Raw genomic sequence first — 15,248 nt, 5'->3', positions numbered from 1 at the left:
GTCACAGCACTCCGGTAGGTGTTTGGGCCGCGGCGAAGGCCAGCGCGCTGACAAGCAGCGCCCCGATCCCGGCGGCCAGATGTTTCGCGTAAGGATGCCCCGCGCGGGCATAGATCAGCGTGTCGCCAAGGCCAGGCACCGCGAGAATGGCGAACACCACGGCCACGATCGCCATGTCGCCGCTCAATGCTGCGGCCAAGGCAAACAGCGCGAAGCTGGCATAGCGGTTCACCATCACCCGTGGCAGCGCGTCGGCGCGATGCGTCGCCTGCGCAAGCGCGCGGTCCGGCGCAAGCGCAAAAACAGCCGCCAGGTAGGTCGGGATCAGCGCACCGATACCCGCAAAGGTGATGACGACCGTCTCCAGCATGGTCAGCGGTCGATTTCCCCGAACACCACGTCCATCGTTCCGATGATCGCGGCGACGTCAGCCAACTGATGCCCCTTGCTGACGAAATCCATCGCCTGCAGATGTAGGAAGCCCGGCGCGCGCAACTTGGCACGATACGGTCGATTGGTTCCGTCAGCCACGAGATACACGCCAAATTCGCCCTTCGGCGCCTCGACGGCGGCATAAACCTGTCCTTCGGGGACGTGGAAGCCTTCGGTGTAAAGCTTGAAGTGGTGGATCAGCGCTTCCATCGACGTCTTCATGTCGCCGCGCTTGGGCGGGGTCAGCTTGCCGCGAGCCAGTATGTCACCCGGTTCGTTGCGCAGCTTCTCGCAGGCTTGCTTGATGATCTTCGTGCTTTCGCGCATCTCGGCCATTCGGCACAGGTAACGATCATAGCAGTCGCCGTTCTTGCCGACAGGGATCTGGAAGTCGAACTCGTCATAGCATTCATAGGGCTGCGCGCGCCGCAGGTCCCAGGCAAGCCCCGACCCGCGCACCATCACACCCGAGAAGCCCCAGTCGAGAATGTCCTGTTCCGTCACCACGCCGATATCGGCGTTGCGCTGCTTGAAGATCCGGTTCTCGGTCAGCAACCCGTCGATATCGTCGAGCACGTTCGGAAAATGGTCGGCCCAGGCGTCGATGTCGTCGATCAGCTGGCCCGGCAGGTCCTGATGCACCCCGCCCGGACGGAAATAAGCCGCGTGAAGGCGCGCGCCGCAGGCCCGTTCGTAGAACACCATCAGCTTTTCGCGTTCTTCGAAGCCCCAGAGCGGCGGGGTCAGCGCGCCCACGTCCATCGCCTGCGTCGTCACGTTCAGCAGGTGGTTCAGCACACGTCCGATCTCGGAGTATAGAACGCGGATCAGAGAGGCGCGTCGAGGAACCTCCGTCCCGGTCAGCTTCTCGATGGCGAGGCACCAAGCGTGTTCCTGATTCATCGGCGCGACGTAGTCGAGCCGGTCAAAATACGGCAGGTTCTGCAAGTAGGTCCGGCTTTCCATCAGCTTCTCGGTCCCGCGGTGCAGCAGGCCGATATGCGGATCGCAGCGTTCCACGATCTCGCCGTCCAGCTCCAGCACGAGGCGCAGCACACCATGGGCCGCCGGGTGCTGCGGGCCGAAGTTGATATTGAAGTTCCGAATTTTCTGTTCGCCCGTCAGGGCGTCGTCGAATTGCGTTCCGTCCATCATCTCGCCCTCTCTCAGTCCTCGACCCGCGCCGCCATGATCCACAGCAGAACGATGAGCCCCGGCAGGAATACAGCGCACAGCGCAAACCAGGGGTTGATACCGTATTGCGGCAGCAGCTTGAAAAGCGGCACAATCGTCAGCGCGCTCAGCACAAGGAACCACAGCATGCTCATGCGGGCACCTCCGCCAGGTGCTTTGTGTCCACCCGACGCTGGAACCTGTCCCACTGCACGATGGCGCGCTGGTGGCGACCGGTGCTGATCACCTCGTGATCATCGCGCAACACGACATTGAACCAGATCGTCCGGTCATCCATCGCGTCAACCGTGCTTTCGATCGTGACGGTCAGGCCTGGCGGGGTCGGCGCGACGTGGGACATGTCCACATGCACTCCGAGAGAGCCTTCGCCCTGCTCGAAAAACGGTGCGATCTGTTCCACACAAGCCCATTCCATCAACCCGACCATGTAGGCCGTGGCGAACACCCGCGGCATCCCGTGCAGAACATCGGCATCGGGAAACAGGTCGGGCACCACGTCCCGCTCCGTCACCACCCGCGCGAAGCTCGCCGTGTCGCCGATATTCAGGCCGGGCTTCACTCAGGCGCCCTTCTTCTCATCACCGGGAAGCACATATTCCGCGCCCTCCCATGGCGACATGAAGTCGAACTGCCGGTATTCCTGCACCAGTTTCACGGGTTCGTACACGACGCGCTTTTGCTCTTCATCATAGCGCACCTCGGTATACCCGGTGGTGGGGAAATCCTTTCGCAGCGGGTAGCCGCGGAAGCCGTAGTCGGTCAGCAGACGGCGCAGGTCGGGATGCCCCGAGAACAGGATGCCGAACATGTCGAACACCTCGCGCTCAAACCAGTTGGCGGACTTGTGCACGCCTATCAGAGACGGCACCATCTCGTCCTCGCGGACCTCCGTGCGCACGCGGATGCGTTGGTTTTGGTACATCGACAGGAAGTGATAGACCACGTCGAACCGCCGTTCGCGGTCGGGATGGTCGACCGCCGTGATGTCCACCAGCGACGAGAAGCGGCAGGTCTGGTCCGATTTCAGGAAATCGCAGAACGGCACAAGCGCGGCAAGCGTAACCGTGACGGTGAGTTCGCCAAAGGCGACTTCGGTGCCGAGAATGCAATCCGGCCGCGCGGCTTCGAGATGCGCAGCAAGGTCCTTGAGGGCTTGGGTCATGATCGCTCCTGTCGCTCAGCGCACCAGCGTGCCGGTCCGGCGGATCTTGCGCTGCAATTGCAGCAGGCCGTAGAGCAGCGCCTCCGCCGTGGGCGGGCAGCCCGGCACGTAGATGTCCACTGGCACGATACGGTCGCAGCCGCGCACCACCGAATAGCTGTAGTGGTAGTATCCGCCCCCATTGGCGCAGGACCCCATCGAAATGACGTAGCGCGGTTCGGGCATCTGGTCGTAGACTTTCCGCAGCGCCGGGGCCATCTTGTTCGTCAGCGTGCCTGCCACGATCATCACATCCGACTGGCGCGGAGAGGCGCGCGGCGCGATCCCGAAGCGTTCGGCGTCGTATCGCGGCATGGACGTGTGCATCATCTCTACAGCGCAGCACGCGAGGCCGAAGGTCATCCAGTGCAGCGACCCGGTGCGCGCCCAGTTGATGATGTCCTCGGCCGAGGTCAACAGGAAGCCCTTGTCCTGCAATTCGCGGTTCAGCGCCTGCGTGGCGACTTCGCGGTCCGGCCCGGCCGTTGTCTGGCCATAGGGCGCCAGCGCAGATGGGCCCGATTTCACGCGATTGCCTTGCGGCCCGTCGCTCTGGACCTCTGTGACGAGTGGGGTGGTGTCATTCACTCCCATTCCAGCGCTCCCTTTTTCCATTCATACGCGAAGCCGACGGTCAGCACCCCTAGGAATACCATCATGGACCAGAAGCCCACCATCGACAGGTCCTTGAACGCGACCGCCCAGGGGAACAGAAACGCGACCTCCAAGTCGAAGATGATGAACAGGATCGACACAAGGTAGAAGCGGACATCGAATTTCATCCGGGCGTCGTCGAAGGCGTTGAACCCGCATTCATAGGCCGAAACCTTTTCCGGGTCCGGGCTGCGCACCGCAACCACGGCGGCGGCAAGGATCAGGACAAGCCCCAACCCGATGGCAATCCCCAGAAAAACAAGGATCGGCAAGTATTCACGAAGCAGGTCTTCCATGCGCGTCAGCCTCCACGAGCCGGTGGTCGGTTCATTGGTCGGATCGTTCAATGTCCGGGATGTAACGCCATGCCTAGGCACGGTCAACCGGACCCATACCTTGCGATTGTTGAATATGATAATTCTTTCAATATCTTAGAAACAGGCTGGGGCGTAAGCGCCGTAATGACGCAGCATGTGCCTCATAGCGGCGCGGCGGACGGCGCCCCCGCGCAATGCGCAACATCCCGACTTGACCGATTACTACGTTGCGTCAACGCTGTCGTTAACCATGATCGGAGGACGCCCTCATGAACCCGCTTATTGCCATTGCCGTCAATCTGCTGCCCGATCTGGCCAAGCGGCTGACGGGCGGCGCGAAACCGGAAACCACCGATCTGGTAGTTTCGGTGGTGCGCGAGGTGCTCGGCACCGACGACCCTGCAGAGGCCCGGAAACGGATCGCGGACGGCGATCTGAGCGCCGAGTTGCGCGTCAAGCTCGCAGAGATCGACGCCGCCGCGAAGGCACAGGAGGACGCCGCCGAACAGGCCCGCCGTCAGAACGAACTGGACCGGCTGCGCGCCGAGCTTGACGCGGAAGCCGCGCGCCGCGATGCCGCCTTTCGCGAATTGTCGGCGCGGATGGGAGACCAGCAGAACGCCCGGGAAACCTTCGAAGGACTGGCCAAGGAGGCCAGCCCCTTCGCCTGGGGGCCCGTCGTGGTGTCGGTGATCGTCACGGCCGGGTTCTTCATCACGCTGGTGTTTCTTATCCGGGGCGGCTTCGGTGCGGCGCAAACCGACCCGGTGGTTTTCCAAGTGGTGAACATCGCGGTCGGTGCGCTGACGGCCGGCTTCGCCACGGTGGTCAGCTTCTGGCTGGGATCGTCCGACGGCTCGCGGCGCAAGGACTTGTCGGCGGCGCAGGCACAGACCGCCGCCGCCGCCATGCAGCGCGAGAACGCCGAGGCGACGCGCCGGATCGTCAGCGAACAGTCCCGCCAGACGGCGGAACTGCTGGACAAGGTCACGCGTCAGCCGCCGCCTACCGCCCCGGCGCAAGGCGCGGCTGCCGCGGCATCCACCCCGGCGGCGGCGGACCCGGCCGCGAAGGACGCGCTGCAGTTCACCCGCTGCCTGGAGACGATCTTCCGCCACGAAGGCGGCTATGTCGATCACCCCAAGGATCCGGGTGGTGCAACGAACATGGGCATCACCCACAAGACGCTGGCCCAGTGGCGCGGCGCGCCGGTGACCCGCGAAGATGTGCGCAACCTGACCCGCGAGGAAGCCGGCGAGATCTATCGCGCCAATTACTGGAACGCGCTGAGCTGCGATGCGCTGCCGCGCGGGGTCGATCTCGTGGTGTTCGATTTCGGCGTCAACGCGGGCGTCTCACGCGCTGCGAAGTTGCTGCAGAAGATCGTGCATGTGGAACAGGATGGGCAGGTCGGCCCGATCACCGTGGGCGCTACCAAGGCCATCGCCGCCGACCACATCGTTACGGCCTTCAGCGACGGGCGGATGGACCACTACCGCAGCCTGAGCATCTGGGACACCTTCAAGAACGGCTGGACACGGCGCACCAACGAAACCCGCGAAGCGGCGCTGAAAATGCTCCGCACCTGACTGGTCGGCCGCGCCGGGTCCGCTGTCCGGCAGCCCGCCCTTGCTCTGCCCCCGCCCGGTCACTCCGCGGCGGGGGTCATTCTTTGCGCGTTTCCTTCGCCGTTCGCGCCGCGAGTCGCTTCGTCGCGCAGGATACGTGCGATGGTCGCGCAATCCTCCAACGAGAAACTGAGCGGCAACCGCATGTCGAGCAGAGCGGCGAGCAGCGCGTCGGTCCCCGGAAGCCGATCCGGCGCCGCGAAGTGCCAGTGATCGTAGCGTGACGTAAAGGCCGCGGGCCGGTCCGCCCCGAACCATTTAAGCTCCACCCCTCGGGCGGCGCAGCGCGCCACCAGATCGGCGATCGCGCCCGGGGCAGCCTCGTCCATCACCACCTGAAAGGACGATCCTACGAAAGCCTCGTGCGCCGGGCGTTCGATCAGCCGCAGGCCGGGCGTGCCGCGCAGGCCGTCCTCCACCACGCGGTAGCGCGCGGTCCATGCGGCACAATTGGCGTCCAGCGCCGCCAGCTGCGGCCGCAGCAGCGCAGCGCGCAGGTGGTCCATCCGCGCCGACATGTTCGGCATGTCCCACATCGGCCCCTCGTAGGCCTCGGAGCCCGGCCCCGCCGGATGGCGCTGATGCAGCATGTAGGAGCCCGACAGCAGCGTCGCACGCGCCATCACGTCGGCGTCGTCGGTGACGATCAGCCCGCCCTCTCCCGAATTCATGTGCTTGTAGGTCTGCGTGCTGTAGCAGCCTATCCGACCGTGCCGACCCGATGGAACCCCTCGCCAGCGCGCTCCCATCGTGTGCGCGCAATCCTCAATCACGGTGATACCGGCCGCATCACAAAGCGCCATCAGTCGGTCCATGTCGCCGACATGGCCACGCATGTGCGACAGCAGCAGCACCCGTGCGCCGTCGGTCTTCCGGTCAAGGTCGTCAAGATCGATGGTCAGGTCCGGCGCGGTATCCACCAGCCGCGCCCGCGCTCCCACGGCGGCGATCGCGCCCGGCACCGGGGCCAGCGTGAAAGCATTGACCAGCACCGTTTCGTCGGGGGCCACACCGGCGGCGCGCAGGGCGATCTGCATTGCCTGACCGCCCGATGCGACCGCCAGGCAGTAGCGCGCGCCGGTATAGGCCGCGAACTCGCGCTCCAGCGCCCCGGTCTCTCCATCCTCGCCCGGCAGCAGATTGTAGCGGTGCAGCCGCCCCGACCGCATCACACGCAGCGCCGCATCCTCAGCCGCTTGGGGAATCGGGGTCTGCTGGGTGAAGTTTCCGTTGAAACGCTCGGTCGTGTCGGTCATGGCGCGACGCTCTCCCATCCCGTGCGGGGCGTCAAGCGCCCTAAGCCTCCGGGTCAGCCCACGGGCATCAGCCGCGCCACGATCCCGCCCAGGTCGGCGTAATCAGGCAGCAGCGCGTCCGGCTCCAGGGCGGACACACCGTCACCTAGGGGACCAAAACCGACCAGCACGCAGGGCGCGCCGGCCGCGCGGGCCGTGTCCCTGTCCGTCACGGTGTCGCCGATCAGCACCGCCCGCGCCGGGTCTCCGCCCGCGCGTTCGACCGCCGCGCGGAACGGCGCAGGGTCCGGCTTGCGCACCGGCAGCGTGTCGGCCCCGACCAGCGCGCCGAACGCGTCCAGAACACCCAGCCGCGTCAGCAGGCTGCGGGCCAGCGCCTCGGGCTTGTTGGTGCAGATCGATACGCGGTAGCCGTCGGCGCGCAGCGCCGCCACCGCGTCCATCGCGCCGGGGTAAAGCCGCGTGTGCACGTCGATTGCATCGCCATAGGCGCCCAGTAGCATGGGATAACCCGCCTCGATATCCTCGGCGGCAAAGCCCGGACCGGCACGGCCGAAGCCCAGCTTCAGCATGGCCCGGCCACCCGCGAAGGCGGTCAGCGCATCGCGTTCCGGGTGCAGAAGGTCGCCCAGTCCGCGCGCACGGAAAACATGGTTCGCTGCAGCGATCAGGTCGCCCGATGTGTCCGCCAGCGTTCCATCGAGATCGAAAACCACCGTCGCCATGCCCGCCGCTCCATGCCTTGCCTGCAAATCTGTGGCCGATTACCCCGCCGGGCTGGGGATGGGAACCGCGCATCTGGACAAAACCGTATCGCTGGCCCATCTTTGCGCACGCTTGAGGGAGCCCCTGCCATGACACCGAAACTGGTCGATCCGTTCCAACGCGACATCAGCTATCTGCGCGTCTCGGTCACGGACCGCTGCGATTTTCGCTGCGTCTATTGCATGGCCGAGAACATGACCTTCCTGCCCAAGAAGGAACTGCTGACACTCGAAGAACTGGACCGGCTGTGTTCTGCCTTCGTGCGCATGGGCGTCGAGAAACTGCGCATCACCGGCGGCGAGCCTTTGGTGCGCAGGGACATAATGACCTTCTTCCGTTCCATGGCACGGCACCTCGACAGCGGCGCGCTGTGCGAGTTGACGCTTACGACAAACGGCTCGCAGTTGGAGCGTTTCGCCGCCGACCTGTACGCAGCGGGCGTGCGCCGTGTGAACGTGTCGCTCGACACACTGGACGAGGACAAGTTCGCCCGCGTGACCCGCTGGGGCCGCCTGCCGCAGGTGCTGCGCGGGATCGACGCGGCGCAGGCCGCCGGGCTGCGCGTGAAGATCAATACCGTGGCGTTGAAAGGCTTCAACGAGGACGAGTTGTTCGGGCTTCTGGACTGGTGCGCCGCGCGCGACACGGACCTGACCTTCATCGAGGTAATGCCGATGGGCGATCTCGGGAACGAAGACCGGGTCGGCCAGTACTGGTCGCTCAAGGACGTCCGCGCGCGCATCGCCGAACGCTTCACGGCGGTCGATCTCACCGAACGCACGGGCGGGCCCGCGCGCTACGTCCGGCTGACGGAAACCGATCAGAAGATCGGTTTCATCACACCGCTGACGCACAACTTCTGCGAAAGCTGCAACCGAGTGCGGCTGACCTGCACGGGCGAGCTTTACATGTGCCTCGGTCAGGAGGACATGGCTGACCTGCGCGCGCCGCTGCGCACCAGCCCTGCCGACGACACCCCTCTGGAGCAAGCGATCCGTGCCGCCATCGCGCGCAAGCCCAAGGGTCACGATTTCGATTATTCGCGCCAGCGGGCGGACGGGCAGATGTCGCGCCACATGAGTCATACGGGCGGCTGACGTCGCGCTGCGAGGCAGCTTACGTGGCGCAGCCTCGCACGGCCTACGGTTGAAAACCCGCAAGTCCAGATCACGTGTGAAGTAACCGCGCACGACGCGGACACTCGACACAGGAACTGACTTCATGACCACAACGACCGCCGCGTACGGCGTCGCCGCCGAAGGCGCGCCGCTGGACCATCTGAGCATCGACCGCCGAGAAATCGGCCCCGACGACGTGCAGATCGACATCCTTTATTGCGGGGTGTGCCACACGGACATCCATTTCGGCCACAACGACTGGGGCATGACCAGCTACCCGCTGGTACCGGGTCACGAGATCGTCGGCCGCGTCGCAGCCACCGGCGCTGCCGTGACAGGCTTTGCGTTGGGCGATCTCGTCGGCGTGGGCTGCCTTGTGGACAGTTGCCGCACCTGCCCGTCCTGCAAGAAGGGGAACGAGCAGTATTGCGAGCAAACCGCGACGCAGACCTACGGCTCGCCTGACCGGCATCTCGGCGGCACGACGCATGGCGGCTATTCGACCATGATCGTCGTGGACCGCAACTTCGTGCTGCGCGTGCCCGAAACGCTTGACACGAAAGCGGTGGCGCCCCTGCTCTGTGCCGGGATCACCACATATTCGCCCCTGCGGCACTGGAACGTGAAGCCGGGCGACAAGGTCGGCGTGATCGGCCTTGGCGGGCTGGGGCACATGGGCGTGAAGCTGGCCGCGGCGATGGGCGCTGAGGTCACGATGATCACCCGGTCGCCCGCGAAGGGCGAGGACGCGAAGAAGTTGGGCGCGCACAAGGTGCTGTTGTCCAGCGACGCGGAAGCGATGGCGGAAGCGGCGGGAAGCTTCGATTTCCTGCTGAACACGATCCCTGTCGGCCACGACATCAACCCCTATATCCAGCTTCTGGGCACCGATGCCGCCATGGCCATCGTTGGTGCAATCGACGCGATCGAACCGGTGATGGGCGTGAACCTCATCTTCGGGCGCAAGTCGGTCGCGGGATCGTTGATCGGCGGCATCGCCGAGACGCAGGAGATGCTGGATTTCTGCGCCGAACACGGCATCGTCTGCGACGTGGAGATGATCGGCATGGACGAGGTGAACGAAGCATGGAAACGGGTGCAGGCGTCGGACGTGAAATACCGCTTCGTGATCGACCTTGAAAGCTTCAAGGCCGCCACCTGATCCTGGGGCGCCCGGCCGCTGCGCCGGGCGTCAGACCGCCTTCAGGCGCGTTTCCACGAGGCCCGCGTACCACGAACAGCCCACCGGGATCACCTCGTCGTTGAAGTCGTATTCGGGATGATGCACCGGCGCGGTGTCGCCGTTGCCGACGAGAATATAGGCCCCCGGCCGCGCCTCCAGCATGTAGGCGAAATCCTCGCCACCCATCACGAGCGGAGCCTCGCCGCACGCGCCCGCCACGTCACGGGCGACCCCGGCTGCGAACTCCGTTTCGGGTCCGGTATTCACCATCACCGGATAGCTGCGGATATAGTCCACCTCGATGCTGCCGCCGAAGGTCGCGGCAACGCCCGCCGCGATTTCCTTCATCCGTCCCTCGGCCATGTCGCGCAACGCGGGATCGAGCGTACGGACGGTGCCGCGAAGCTTCGCCGTCTGCGGGATGACGTTGTGCGCCCCGCCGCCCGCCTGCAGCAGCGTCACAGACACCACGATCTGCCCCACCGGGTCAGCGCTGCGGCTGACGATGGTCTGCAGCGCCAGAACAAGATGGCTGGCCATCACCACAGGGTCGACCACTTCCTGCGGCTTGGCCGCATGACCGCCGCGCCCTGCGACCGTGATGTTGAACTCGTCCGTGGCGGCGAAGAACGGCCCGGGCCGGATCGCGAAGCGGCCCAGCGGCTGGCCCGGCCAGTTGTGCATCCCATAGACCTCTTGGATGCCAAACCGTTCCATCAGACCCTCGCGGACCATGACGCCTGCCCCGCCGCCGCCCTCTTCGGCGGGCTGGAATATCACTACGGCGGTGCCAGCGAAATTGCGCGTCTCTGCAAGGTATTTCGCAGCGCCCAGCAGCATCGCGGTGTGCCCGTCGTGGCCGCAGGCGTGCATCTTGCCAGGGATGGTCGAGGCATGGGGCAGCCCCGTCGCCTCCTCGATCGGCAGGGCGTCCATGTCGGCGCGAAGGCCCACCACGCCGGGTCCGGGTTGTCGTCCGCGGATCACACCCACGACGCCGGTGCGCCCGATGCCCTCTACCACCTCGTCACAACCGAAGGCGCGCAGCTTTTCGGCCACGATGCCCGCGGTGCGGTGCGTGTCGAACATCAGTTCCGGATGGGCATGAAAGTCGTGCCGCCAGCCGGTGATCTCGGGGAGCAATTCTGCAAAACGGTTCTTGATCGGCATCGGGTCACTCCTGAAACATGCAGCGAAGGTAGCGTGCCCCGACCCGGATGGCGAGTGGCCGCGCGGCCCGGTCCCATGCCGCAACCGGTATCGCGCGGCTATTCCATCGCCTTGCGGATGCGGCCTACCATGTACCAGACGGCGATCACCACGGGCGGTGCCACAAGCGCGCCCAGCATGGTCTTGGACAGGTCCAGCAGCCCGCTCAGGGGCGCTGCGACATACAGCACCAGCGAAACCGCGTAATAGCTGATCGCCACCACGCTCAGCCCCTCGACCGTCTTTTGCAGCCGAAGCTGCATGTCGGCGCGCTTGTCCATGCTCTCCAAAAGCAGCTGGTTCTGGGCCGAACGCTCAACGTCCACCCGTGTCCGCAGCAGCCCTCCCGCGCGGATCGCCCGGTCGGTCATCGAGGCCAGTCGCCGTTCCGCCGCCTTGACCGTCCGCATTGCGGGATCGTAGCGCCGCATCATGAATTCCGCGAAGGTCTGGCGCCCCTCGAAGCGGGTCTCGCGCAGCGCCTCGATCCGCTGATTCACCAGCGCCTCGTAAGCCCCGGTCGCGCCGAAACGGAAAGTCGATTTGGTCGACAGGTTCTCAAGCTCGGCCGCCATGGACAGCAGCGATTTCAGCGTCGCCTCGGGCTTCGCCGTCTCGCCGCTCATGTTCCCGACCATCTCGGACATGTCGGTCTCGATCCCGTTCATGGCGCTGTTCAACTCGCGCGCCATGGCAAGGCCAAGCATCGACACGGTCTTGTAGGTCTCGATCTCGGTCAGGCGCTGCACGATCCTGCCGATGCGGTTATTGCCGGTCTGTGGCGCCGCGAAGACCGCCATGCGCATGTGGCCGTTGCTGTCGATGCGAAAATCGCCCGCGATCACTGCCGAGCCGTCGATCACTTGGCTGACGGCCACGCTTTCGGGCACGAACCAGTCCTCGATCTTCTGCGCGACTGTGCTGAAATCCGGCAGCCGCTCGATCCGGATCAGAGCGGAGGTCACACGCACCCCCGGCGCATTCTCCAGCCAGTCCTTCGGGAACAACTCGAACGAACGCCCGTCGAAGGGCTGCGCCGCCACCCCGTCCGAGAACAGTGTATAGGTGACGAACTCGGTATGGCTTTCCCATTTCAGGTGATGCTTGCCGATCTGCCCGAAATAGTGCGTCGCACCGGGGCGCGGGTGCTGGGCGCCGTGCCGGTCCAGCAGATCGATCAGGTGCGCGCGGTCGGTCGCCCGGTCCCGCGAGGCCGCATCGGTCGGCTGTTTGATCGCCAGGTGAATTGCCCGGCAGGGCGCCGCCAGTGACGGAAAGGGCCGCGCGTGAAGTTCGTTGGCCAGCGAATAGCGAAGATCGTGGTCGATCATGAAAACCCCGTCGGGAACACCTGCACCGCCGCGCCGCCGCCGGCCGGGCGGCGCGTGGGACGCAGCTTCGGGTTACTTGGTCTTCTGCTTGATGTCATCCAGCGCTTCGTTGACCTGGCCCTTTAGTTGCGTATAGGCCTCTTCGTTGGCATCCCGGGCGGTATCTGCCAGTTTCCGCATCAGAACGAGAGCCTTCTCCACGGCCATGCCGTAGGCTTCGGTGCGGGTCGACATCGCGTCGGGGCCGGTTGTCTCGTCCACCCAGGCCACGTGTTCGCGCGCGGCCTGCGTCATCTGGCCGAACACCTCCATCTGCTTTTCAAGCAGGTCCTTGTAAGCGGCCGCAGCGGCCTTGTTCGCCTCCACCATCGCCTCGAAGTTCTTGCGGTTCATGTCGAACACGCCGGACATGTCGAAGGCGTTCGACTTGGCCGGTTCGAACATGGAGAACATGCGGTTCGGGTCGAAATACTTCTGCACGTCCTCGGGGTCGAACATCTTGAACATCTGGCTCATGTCGTACGGATTCTTCATGGTCGCGTCCTCCTGGATTTCCGGCCCGCCGGGCCCGTCTGCGCGGGCGGCGTGCGAATGTCGTCAAAGGCTTGTGAAGCCTCGTCCGGGATTTTACTAACACACCTGACCCTGCCCCGGTATCGCACCGCCATGCGACACAATCACTCCGCCGCGCGCCCGCCAAGGCGCCCGTTTCCCCGCCGCAGCCCGAAGGCCCGCCATGCACATGCCCGCCCCCCTGACCCGCGATGTCGTCCTGATCGGGGGCGGCCACACCCATGCGCTGGTGCTGCGCGCATGGGGCATGGCCCCGGTGGCGGGCGCACGGCTGACGCTGATCGACCCGAACCCCACGGCCGCCTATTCGGGGATGCTGCCGGGCCATGTGGCGGGGCACTACGACCGCAGCGAACTGGAGATCGACCTCGTACGGCTTGCGCGCTTCGCGGGAGCAAGGCTGGTGCTGGGCGCAGCCTGCGGGCTGGATGCCGAAGCCCGCGAGATCCACGTGCCCGGCCGCGCGCCGATCGTCTACGACATCGCGTCGGTGGATGTCGGCATCACTTCGGCCATGCCGGATCTGCCGGGCTTTCCCGACCACGGCGTGCCCGCCAAGCCGCTGGGCCCTTTCGCGGACCGCTGGGCCCGGTTCGTCTCCGATGCGACGGCGGGGCGCGTGCCGCCAGCCGCCGCAGTGATCGGCGCGGGCGTCGCCGGGGTCGAACTTGCGCTGGCGATGGCGCACCGGCTGCGCGCGGCAGGCTGCGACGACGCGCGCGTCACGCTGCTGGAGGCGGACCGGATGCTGGGTGCCCTGCCCGCCGCCGCGCGCCGCGCGTTGCGCGCCGAAATCGATGCCACAGGCATCCGCCTCTTGGAACGTGCCGCGGTATCGCGCGTCACCGCCGCGGCGGTGGAACTCGCCGATGGCCGCACCCTGCCCTGCGCATTCTGCGCCGGAACCGCCGGGACGCGCCCACATGGCTGGCTGGCGGACAGCGGGCTCGCACTGACGGAGGGGTTCATCGATGTCGACGACCGCCTGCGCAGCACCTCGCACCGCGAGCTCTTCGCGGCAGGCGACTGCGCGCACATGACCTTTGCGCCGCGCCCCAAGGCGGGGGTCTATGCCGTGCGTCAGGCGCCTGTGCTGGCCCATAATCTGCGCGCCGCGCTGGTCGGAATGCAAGCACGCCGATACCGTCCGCAGCGCGACTACCTCAAGCTGATTTCGCTCGGGCGCAGGTCGGCGCTGGTCCAGAAGGGCGCGCTGACGCTTCAGGGGCCGTGGCTGTGGCGGCTGAAGAACCGCATCGACCGCGATTTCATGGACAGGTTCCGCCACCTGTCCCCGATGCGGCCCGCGCTGCCCACCGGCGATGCGGCACGTGGCGCGCGCGGCGCGGCCGCTGCTCCGCTCTGCGGCGGATGCGGGGCCAAGGTGGCGGCTTCGGGGCTGTCGGGAGCGCTGGCGCAACTGCCCGCGCCGGACACCCTGCGCGACGACGTGCTGTCGCGGCCCGGCGACGACGCGGCGGTGCTGGCCTTCGGTGCGACGCGGCAAGTGCTGACCACCGACCACCTGCGCGCCGTGGTCGAGGATCCGGCGCTGATGGCCCGTATCGCGGCGGTACACGCGCTGGGAGACATCTGGGCCATGGGGGCGCAGCCGCAGGCCGCGCTGGCGACGATCATCCTGCCGCGCATGACCGCCCCGATGCAGGCCGCGACCCTGCGCGAGATCACGCAGGCCGCGCAGGACGTGCTGGCGCAGGCCGGGGCGGTGCTGGCGGGCGGTCATACCACGCAGGGGGCGGACCTGACACTTGGGTTCACGGTCACCGGCCTTGCGGAGCGGCCGATCACACTGGCCGGCGGGCAGCCCGGCGACGCGCTGCTGCTGACACGGCCGATCGGGTCCGGCACGCTTCTGGCCGGCGAGATGCGCGGGCGGGCGGACGGCGGCGACATGGCCGCGCTCTATGCCGCGATGGTCCGCCCGCAGGGCGACGCGGCGGCGCTGCTGGCCCCACAGGCGCACGCGATGACCGACGTGACCGGCTTCGGTCTGGCGGGTCACCTGCTGGCGATGCTGCGGGCCTCGGGCTGCGGCGCTGCGCTGGACCTTGACGCGGTGCCGCTGCACCGGGGCGCCGAAGCGCTGGCCGCGCGCGGCATCGCCTCCACTCTCGCGCCGTCCAACCGGGCCGACACCGCGCTGCACCTCGACAGCCTGCCGGACACGCCCCGCGCGGCGCTGCTTTTCGATCCGCAGACCTGCGGCGGACTGCTGGCCGCTGTGCCCGAGGCATCGGTCAATGACCTGCTGCACGCGCTATCCAGGATGGGTCACGCCGCCGCGCGCATCGGCACACTGAGGGACGGTCCCGAGCGGATCGCGCTGCGCGGCGCCTAGTCCACGCTCCGACCGGCCGGCCCCTTCG

16 protein-coding genes are annotated in these 15,248 nt (G+C 66.4%); 4 read left to right on the top strand and 12 right to left on the bottom strand.

Features of this window, described 5'->3' with window-relative positions; translation table 11 throughout:
* Position 1 precedes the first annotated feature (1 nt).
* The 7 genes from DKT77_RS20015 to DKT77_RS19990 are packed head-to-tail and all read right to left on the bottom strand — an operon-like array spanning position 2 to position 3,777.
* Positions 2–370, bottom strand: a complete 369-nt coding sequence (locus DKT77_RS20015; protein WP_109813405.1) for a hypothetical protein — start codon at positions 368–370, stop codon at positions 2–4.
* A gap of 2 nt (positions 371–372) precedes the next feature.
* Positions 373–1,584: an NADH-quinone oxidoreductase subunit D gene (locus tag DKT77_RS20010; RefSeq protein WP_109813490.1), complete on the bottom strand. Its 1,212-nt coding sequence runs from the start codon at positions 1,582–1,584 to the stop codon at positions 373–375.
* 14 nt (positions 1,585–1,598) lie between these two features.
* Positions 1,599–1,760 (bottom strand): hypothetical protein, encoded by a 162-nt coding sequence (locus DKT77_RS21290; protein WP_238548062.1) that lies wholly within the window; start codon positions 1,758–1,760, stop codon positions 1,599–1,601.
* Positions 1,757–2,185, bottom strand: a complete 429-nt coding sequence (locus DKT77_RS20005; protein WP_238548061.1) for a thioesterase family protein — start codon at positions 2,183–2,185, stop codon at positions 1,757–1,759. The genes DKT77_RS21290 and DKT77_RS20005 overlap by 4 nt, the downstream gene beginning before the upstream one ends.
* Positions 2,186–2,788: an NADH-quinone oxidoreductase subunit C gene (locus tag DKT77_RS20000; RefSeq protein ID WP_109813404.1), complete on the bottom strand. Its 603-nt coding sequence runs from the start codon at positions 2,786–2,788 to the stop codon at positions 2,186–2,188.
* A 15-nt stretch (positions 2,789–2,803) separates the two neighbouring features.
* Positions 2,804–3,421 carry a NuoB/complex I 20 kDa subunit family protein gene (locus DKT77_RS19995; RefSeq protein WP_238548060.1) on the bottom strand — a complete coding sequence of 206 codons (618 nt, stop codon included), beginning with the start codon at positions 3,419–3,421 and terminating at the stop codon, positions 2,804–2,806.
* Complete coding sequence (locus DKT77_RS19990) at positions 3,412–3,777, bottom strand: NADH-quinone oxidoreductase subunit A (protein ID WP_109813403.1); 366 nt, start codon at positions 3,775–3,777, stop codon at positions 3,412–3,414. The genes DKT77_RS19995 and DKT77_RS19990 overlap by 10 nt, the downstream gene beginning before the upstream one ends.
* A 290-nt stretch (positions 3,778–4,067) precedes the next feature.
* Between DKT77_RS19990 and DKT77_RS19985 the strand changes: the two genes are divergently transcribed.
* Entirely contained in the window at positions 4,068–5,387 is a 1,320-nt protein-coding gene (locus DKT77_RS19985; RefSeq protein WP_109813402.1) for a glycoside hydrolase family 108 protein, read from the top strand.
* Positions 5,388–5,446: 59 nt separating this feature from the next.
* Here DKT77_RS19985 and DKT77_RS19980 read toward each other — a convergent pair whose 3' ends face one another.
* Both DKT77_RS19980 and DKT77_RS19975 read right to left on the bottom strand, forming a co-directional pair.
* Complete coding sequence (locus DKT77_RS19980; RefSeq protein ID WP_109813401.1) at positions 5,447–6,682, bottom strand: DegT/DnrJ/EryC1/StrS family aminotransferase; 1,236 nt, start codon at positions 6,680–6,682, stop codon at positions 5,447–5,449.
* A gap of 53 nt (positions 6,683–6,735) precedes the next feature.
* Complete coding sequence (locus DKT77_RS19975) at positions 6,736–7,407, bottom strand: HAD-IA family hydrolase (protein WP_109813400.1); 672 nt, start codon at positions 7,405–7,407, stop codon at positions 6,736–6,738.
* Between the two features lie 129 nt (positions 7,408–7,536).
* Between DKT77_RS19975 and moaA the strand changes: the two genes are divergently transcribed.
* Both moaA and DKT77_RS19965 read left to right on the top strand, forming a co-directional pair.
* Complete coding sequence (gene moaA, locus DKT77_RS19970; protein WP_109813399.1) at positions 7,537–8,544, top strand: GTP 3',8-cyclase MoaA; 1,008 nt, start codon at positions 7,537–7,539, stop codon at positions 8,542–8,544.
* Between the two features lie 124 nt (positions 8,545–8,668).
* Entirely contained in the window at positions 8,669–9,727 is a 1,059-nt protein-coding gene (locus DKT77_RS19965; RefSeq protein ID WP_109813398.1) for an NAD(P)-dependent alcohol dehydrogenase, read from the top strand.
* A 30-nt stretch (positions 9,728–9,757) separates the two neighbouring features.
* Here DKT77_RS19965 and DKT77_RS19960 read toward each other — a convergent pair whose 3' ends face one another.
* The 3 genes from DKT77_RS19960 to DKT77_RS19950 form a co-directional block, all read right to left on the bottom strand.
* On the bottom strand, positions 9,758–10,918 hold the full coding sequence (locus DKT77_RS19960) for a M20 aminoacylase family protein (RefSeq protein WP_109813397.1): 1,161 nt from the start codon (positions 10,916–10,918) through the stop codon (positions 9,758–9,760).
* Positions 10,919–11,016: 98 nt separating this feature from the next.
* Entirely contained in the window at positions 11,017–12,288 is a 1,272-nt protein-coding gene (locus tag DKT77_RS19955; RefSeq protein ID WP_109813396.1) for a DUF3422 family protein, read from the bottom strand.
* A 72-nt stretch (positions 12,289–12,360) separates the two neighbouring features.
* Positions 12,361–12,822: a phasin family protein gene (locus tag DKT77_RS19950; protein ID WP_109813395.1), complete on the bottom strand. Its 462-nt coding sequence runs from the start codon at positions 12,820–12,822 to the stop codon at positions 12,361–12,363.
* A gap of 208 nt (positions 12,823–13,030) precedes the next feature.
* Here DKT77_RS19950 and selD point away from each other — a divergent pair, with 208 nt between their 5' ends.
* Positions 13,031–15,220 carry a selenide, water dikinase SelD gene (gene selD, locus DKT77_RS19945; protein WP_338016098.1) on the top strand — a complete coding sequence of 730 codons (2,190 nt, stop codon included), beginning with the start codon at positions 13,031–13,033 and terminating at the stop codon, positions 15,218–15,220.
* The last annotated feature ends 28 nt before the right edge of the window (positions 15,221–15,248 follow it).

This window comes from Meridianimarinicoccus roseus (assembly GCF_003172915.1).
Taxonomy (GTDB): domain Bacteria; phylum Pseudomonadota; class Alphaproteobacteria; order Rhodobacterales; family Rhodobacteraceae; genus Meridianimarinicoccus; species Meridianimarinicoccus roseus.
The sequence above is the reverse complement of the archived record's forward strand: the minus strand, read 5'-3'. Positions and strand labels throughout refer to the sequence as shown.

Coding starts and splice junctions, on each gene's coding strand:
- DKT77_RS19975 (WP_109813400.1), bottom strand. CDS start 7,407: ATGGCGACGGTGGTTTTCGATCTCGATGGAACGCTGGCGGACACATCG.
- DKT77_RS19980 (WP_109813401.1), bottom strand. CDS start 6,682: ATGACCGACACGACCGAGCGTTTCAACGGAAACTTCACCCAGCAGACC.
- DKT77_RS19950 (WP_109813395.1), bottom strand. CDS start 12,822: ATGAAGAATCCGTACGACATGAGCCAGATGTTCAAGATGTTCGACCCC.
- moaA (WP_109813399.1), top strand. CDS start 7,537: ATGACACCGAAACTGGTCGATCCGTTCCAACGCGACATCAGCTATCTG.
- DKT77_RS20000 (WP_109813404.1), bottom strand. CDS start 2,788: ATGACCCAAGCCCTCAAGGACCTTGCTGCGCATCTCGAAGCCGCGCGG.
- selD (WP_338016098.1), top strand. CDS start 13,031: ATGCCCGCCCCCCTGACCCGCGATGTCGTCCTGATCGGGGGCGGCCAC.
- DKT77_RS19955 (WP_109813396.1), bottom strand. CDS start 12,288: ATGATCGACCACGATCTTCGCTATTCGCTGGCCAACGAACTTCACGCG.
- DKT77_RS19995 (WP_238548060.1), bottom strand. CDS start 3,421: ATGGGAGTGAATGACACCACCCCACTCGTCACAGAGGTCCAGAGCGAC.
- DKT77_RS19985 (WP_109813402.1), top strand. CDS start 4,068: ATGAACCCGCTTATTGCCATTGCCGTCAATCTGCTGCCCGATCTGGCC.
- DKT77_RS20010 (WP_109813490.1), bottom strand. CDS start 1,584: ATGGACGGAACGCAATTCGACGACGCCCTGACGGGCGAACAGAAAATT.
- DKT77_RS19965 (WP_109813398.1), top strand. CDS start 8,669: ATGACCACAACGACCGCCGCGTACGGCGTCGCCGCCGAAGGCGCGCCG.
- DKT77_RS19960 (WP_109813397.1), bottom strand. CDS start 10,918: ATGCCGATCAAGAACCGTTTTGCAGAATTGCTCCCCGAGATCACCGGC.
- DKT77_RS20015 (WP_109813405.1), bottom strand. CDS start 370: ATGCTGGAGACGGTCGTCATCACCTTTGCGGGTATCGGTGCGCTGATC.
- DKT77_RS19990 (WP_109813403.1), bottom strand. CDS start 3,777: ATGGAAGACCTGCTTCGTGAATACTTGCCGATCCTTGTTTTTCTGGGG.
- DKT77_RS21290 (WP_238548062.1), bottom strand. CDS start 1,760: ATGAGCATGCTGTGGTTCCTTGTGCTGAGCGCGCTGACGATTGTGCCG.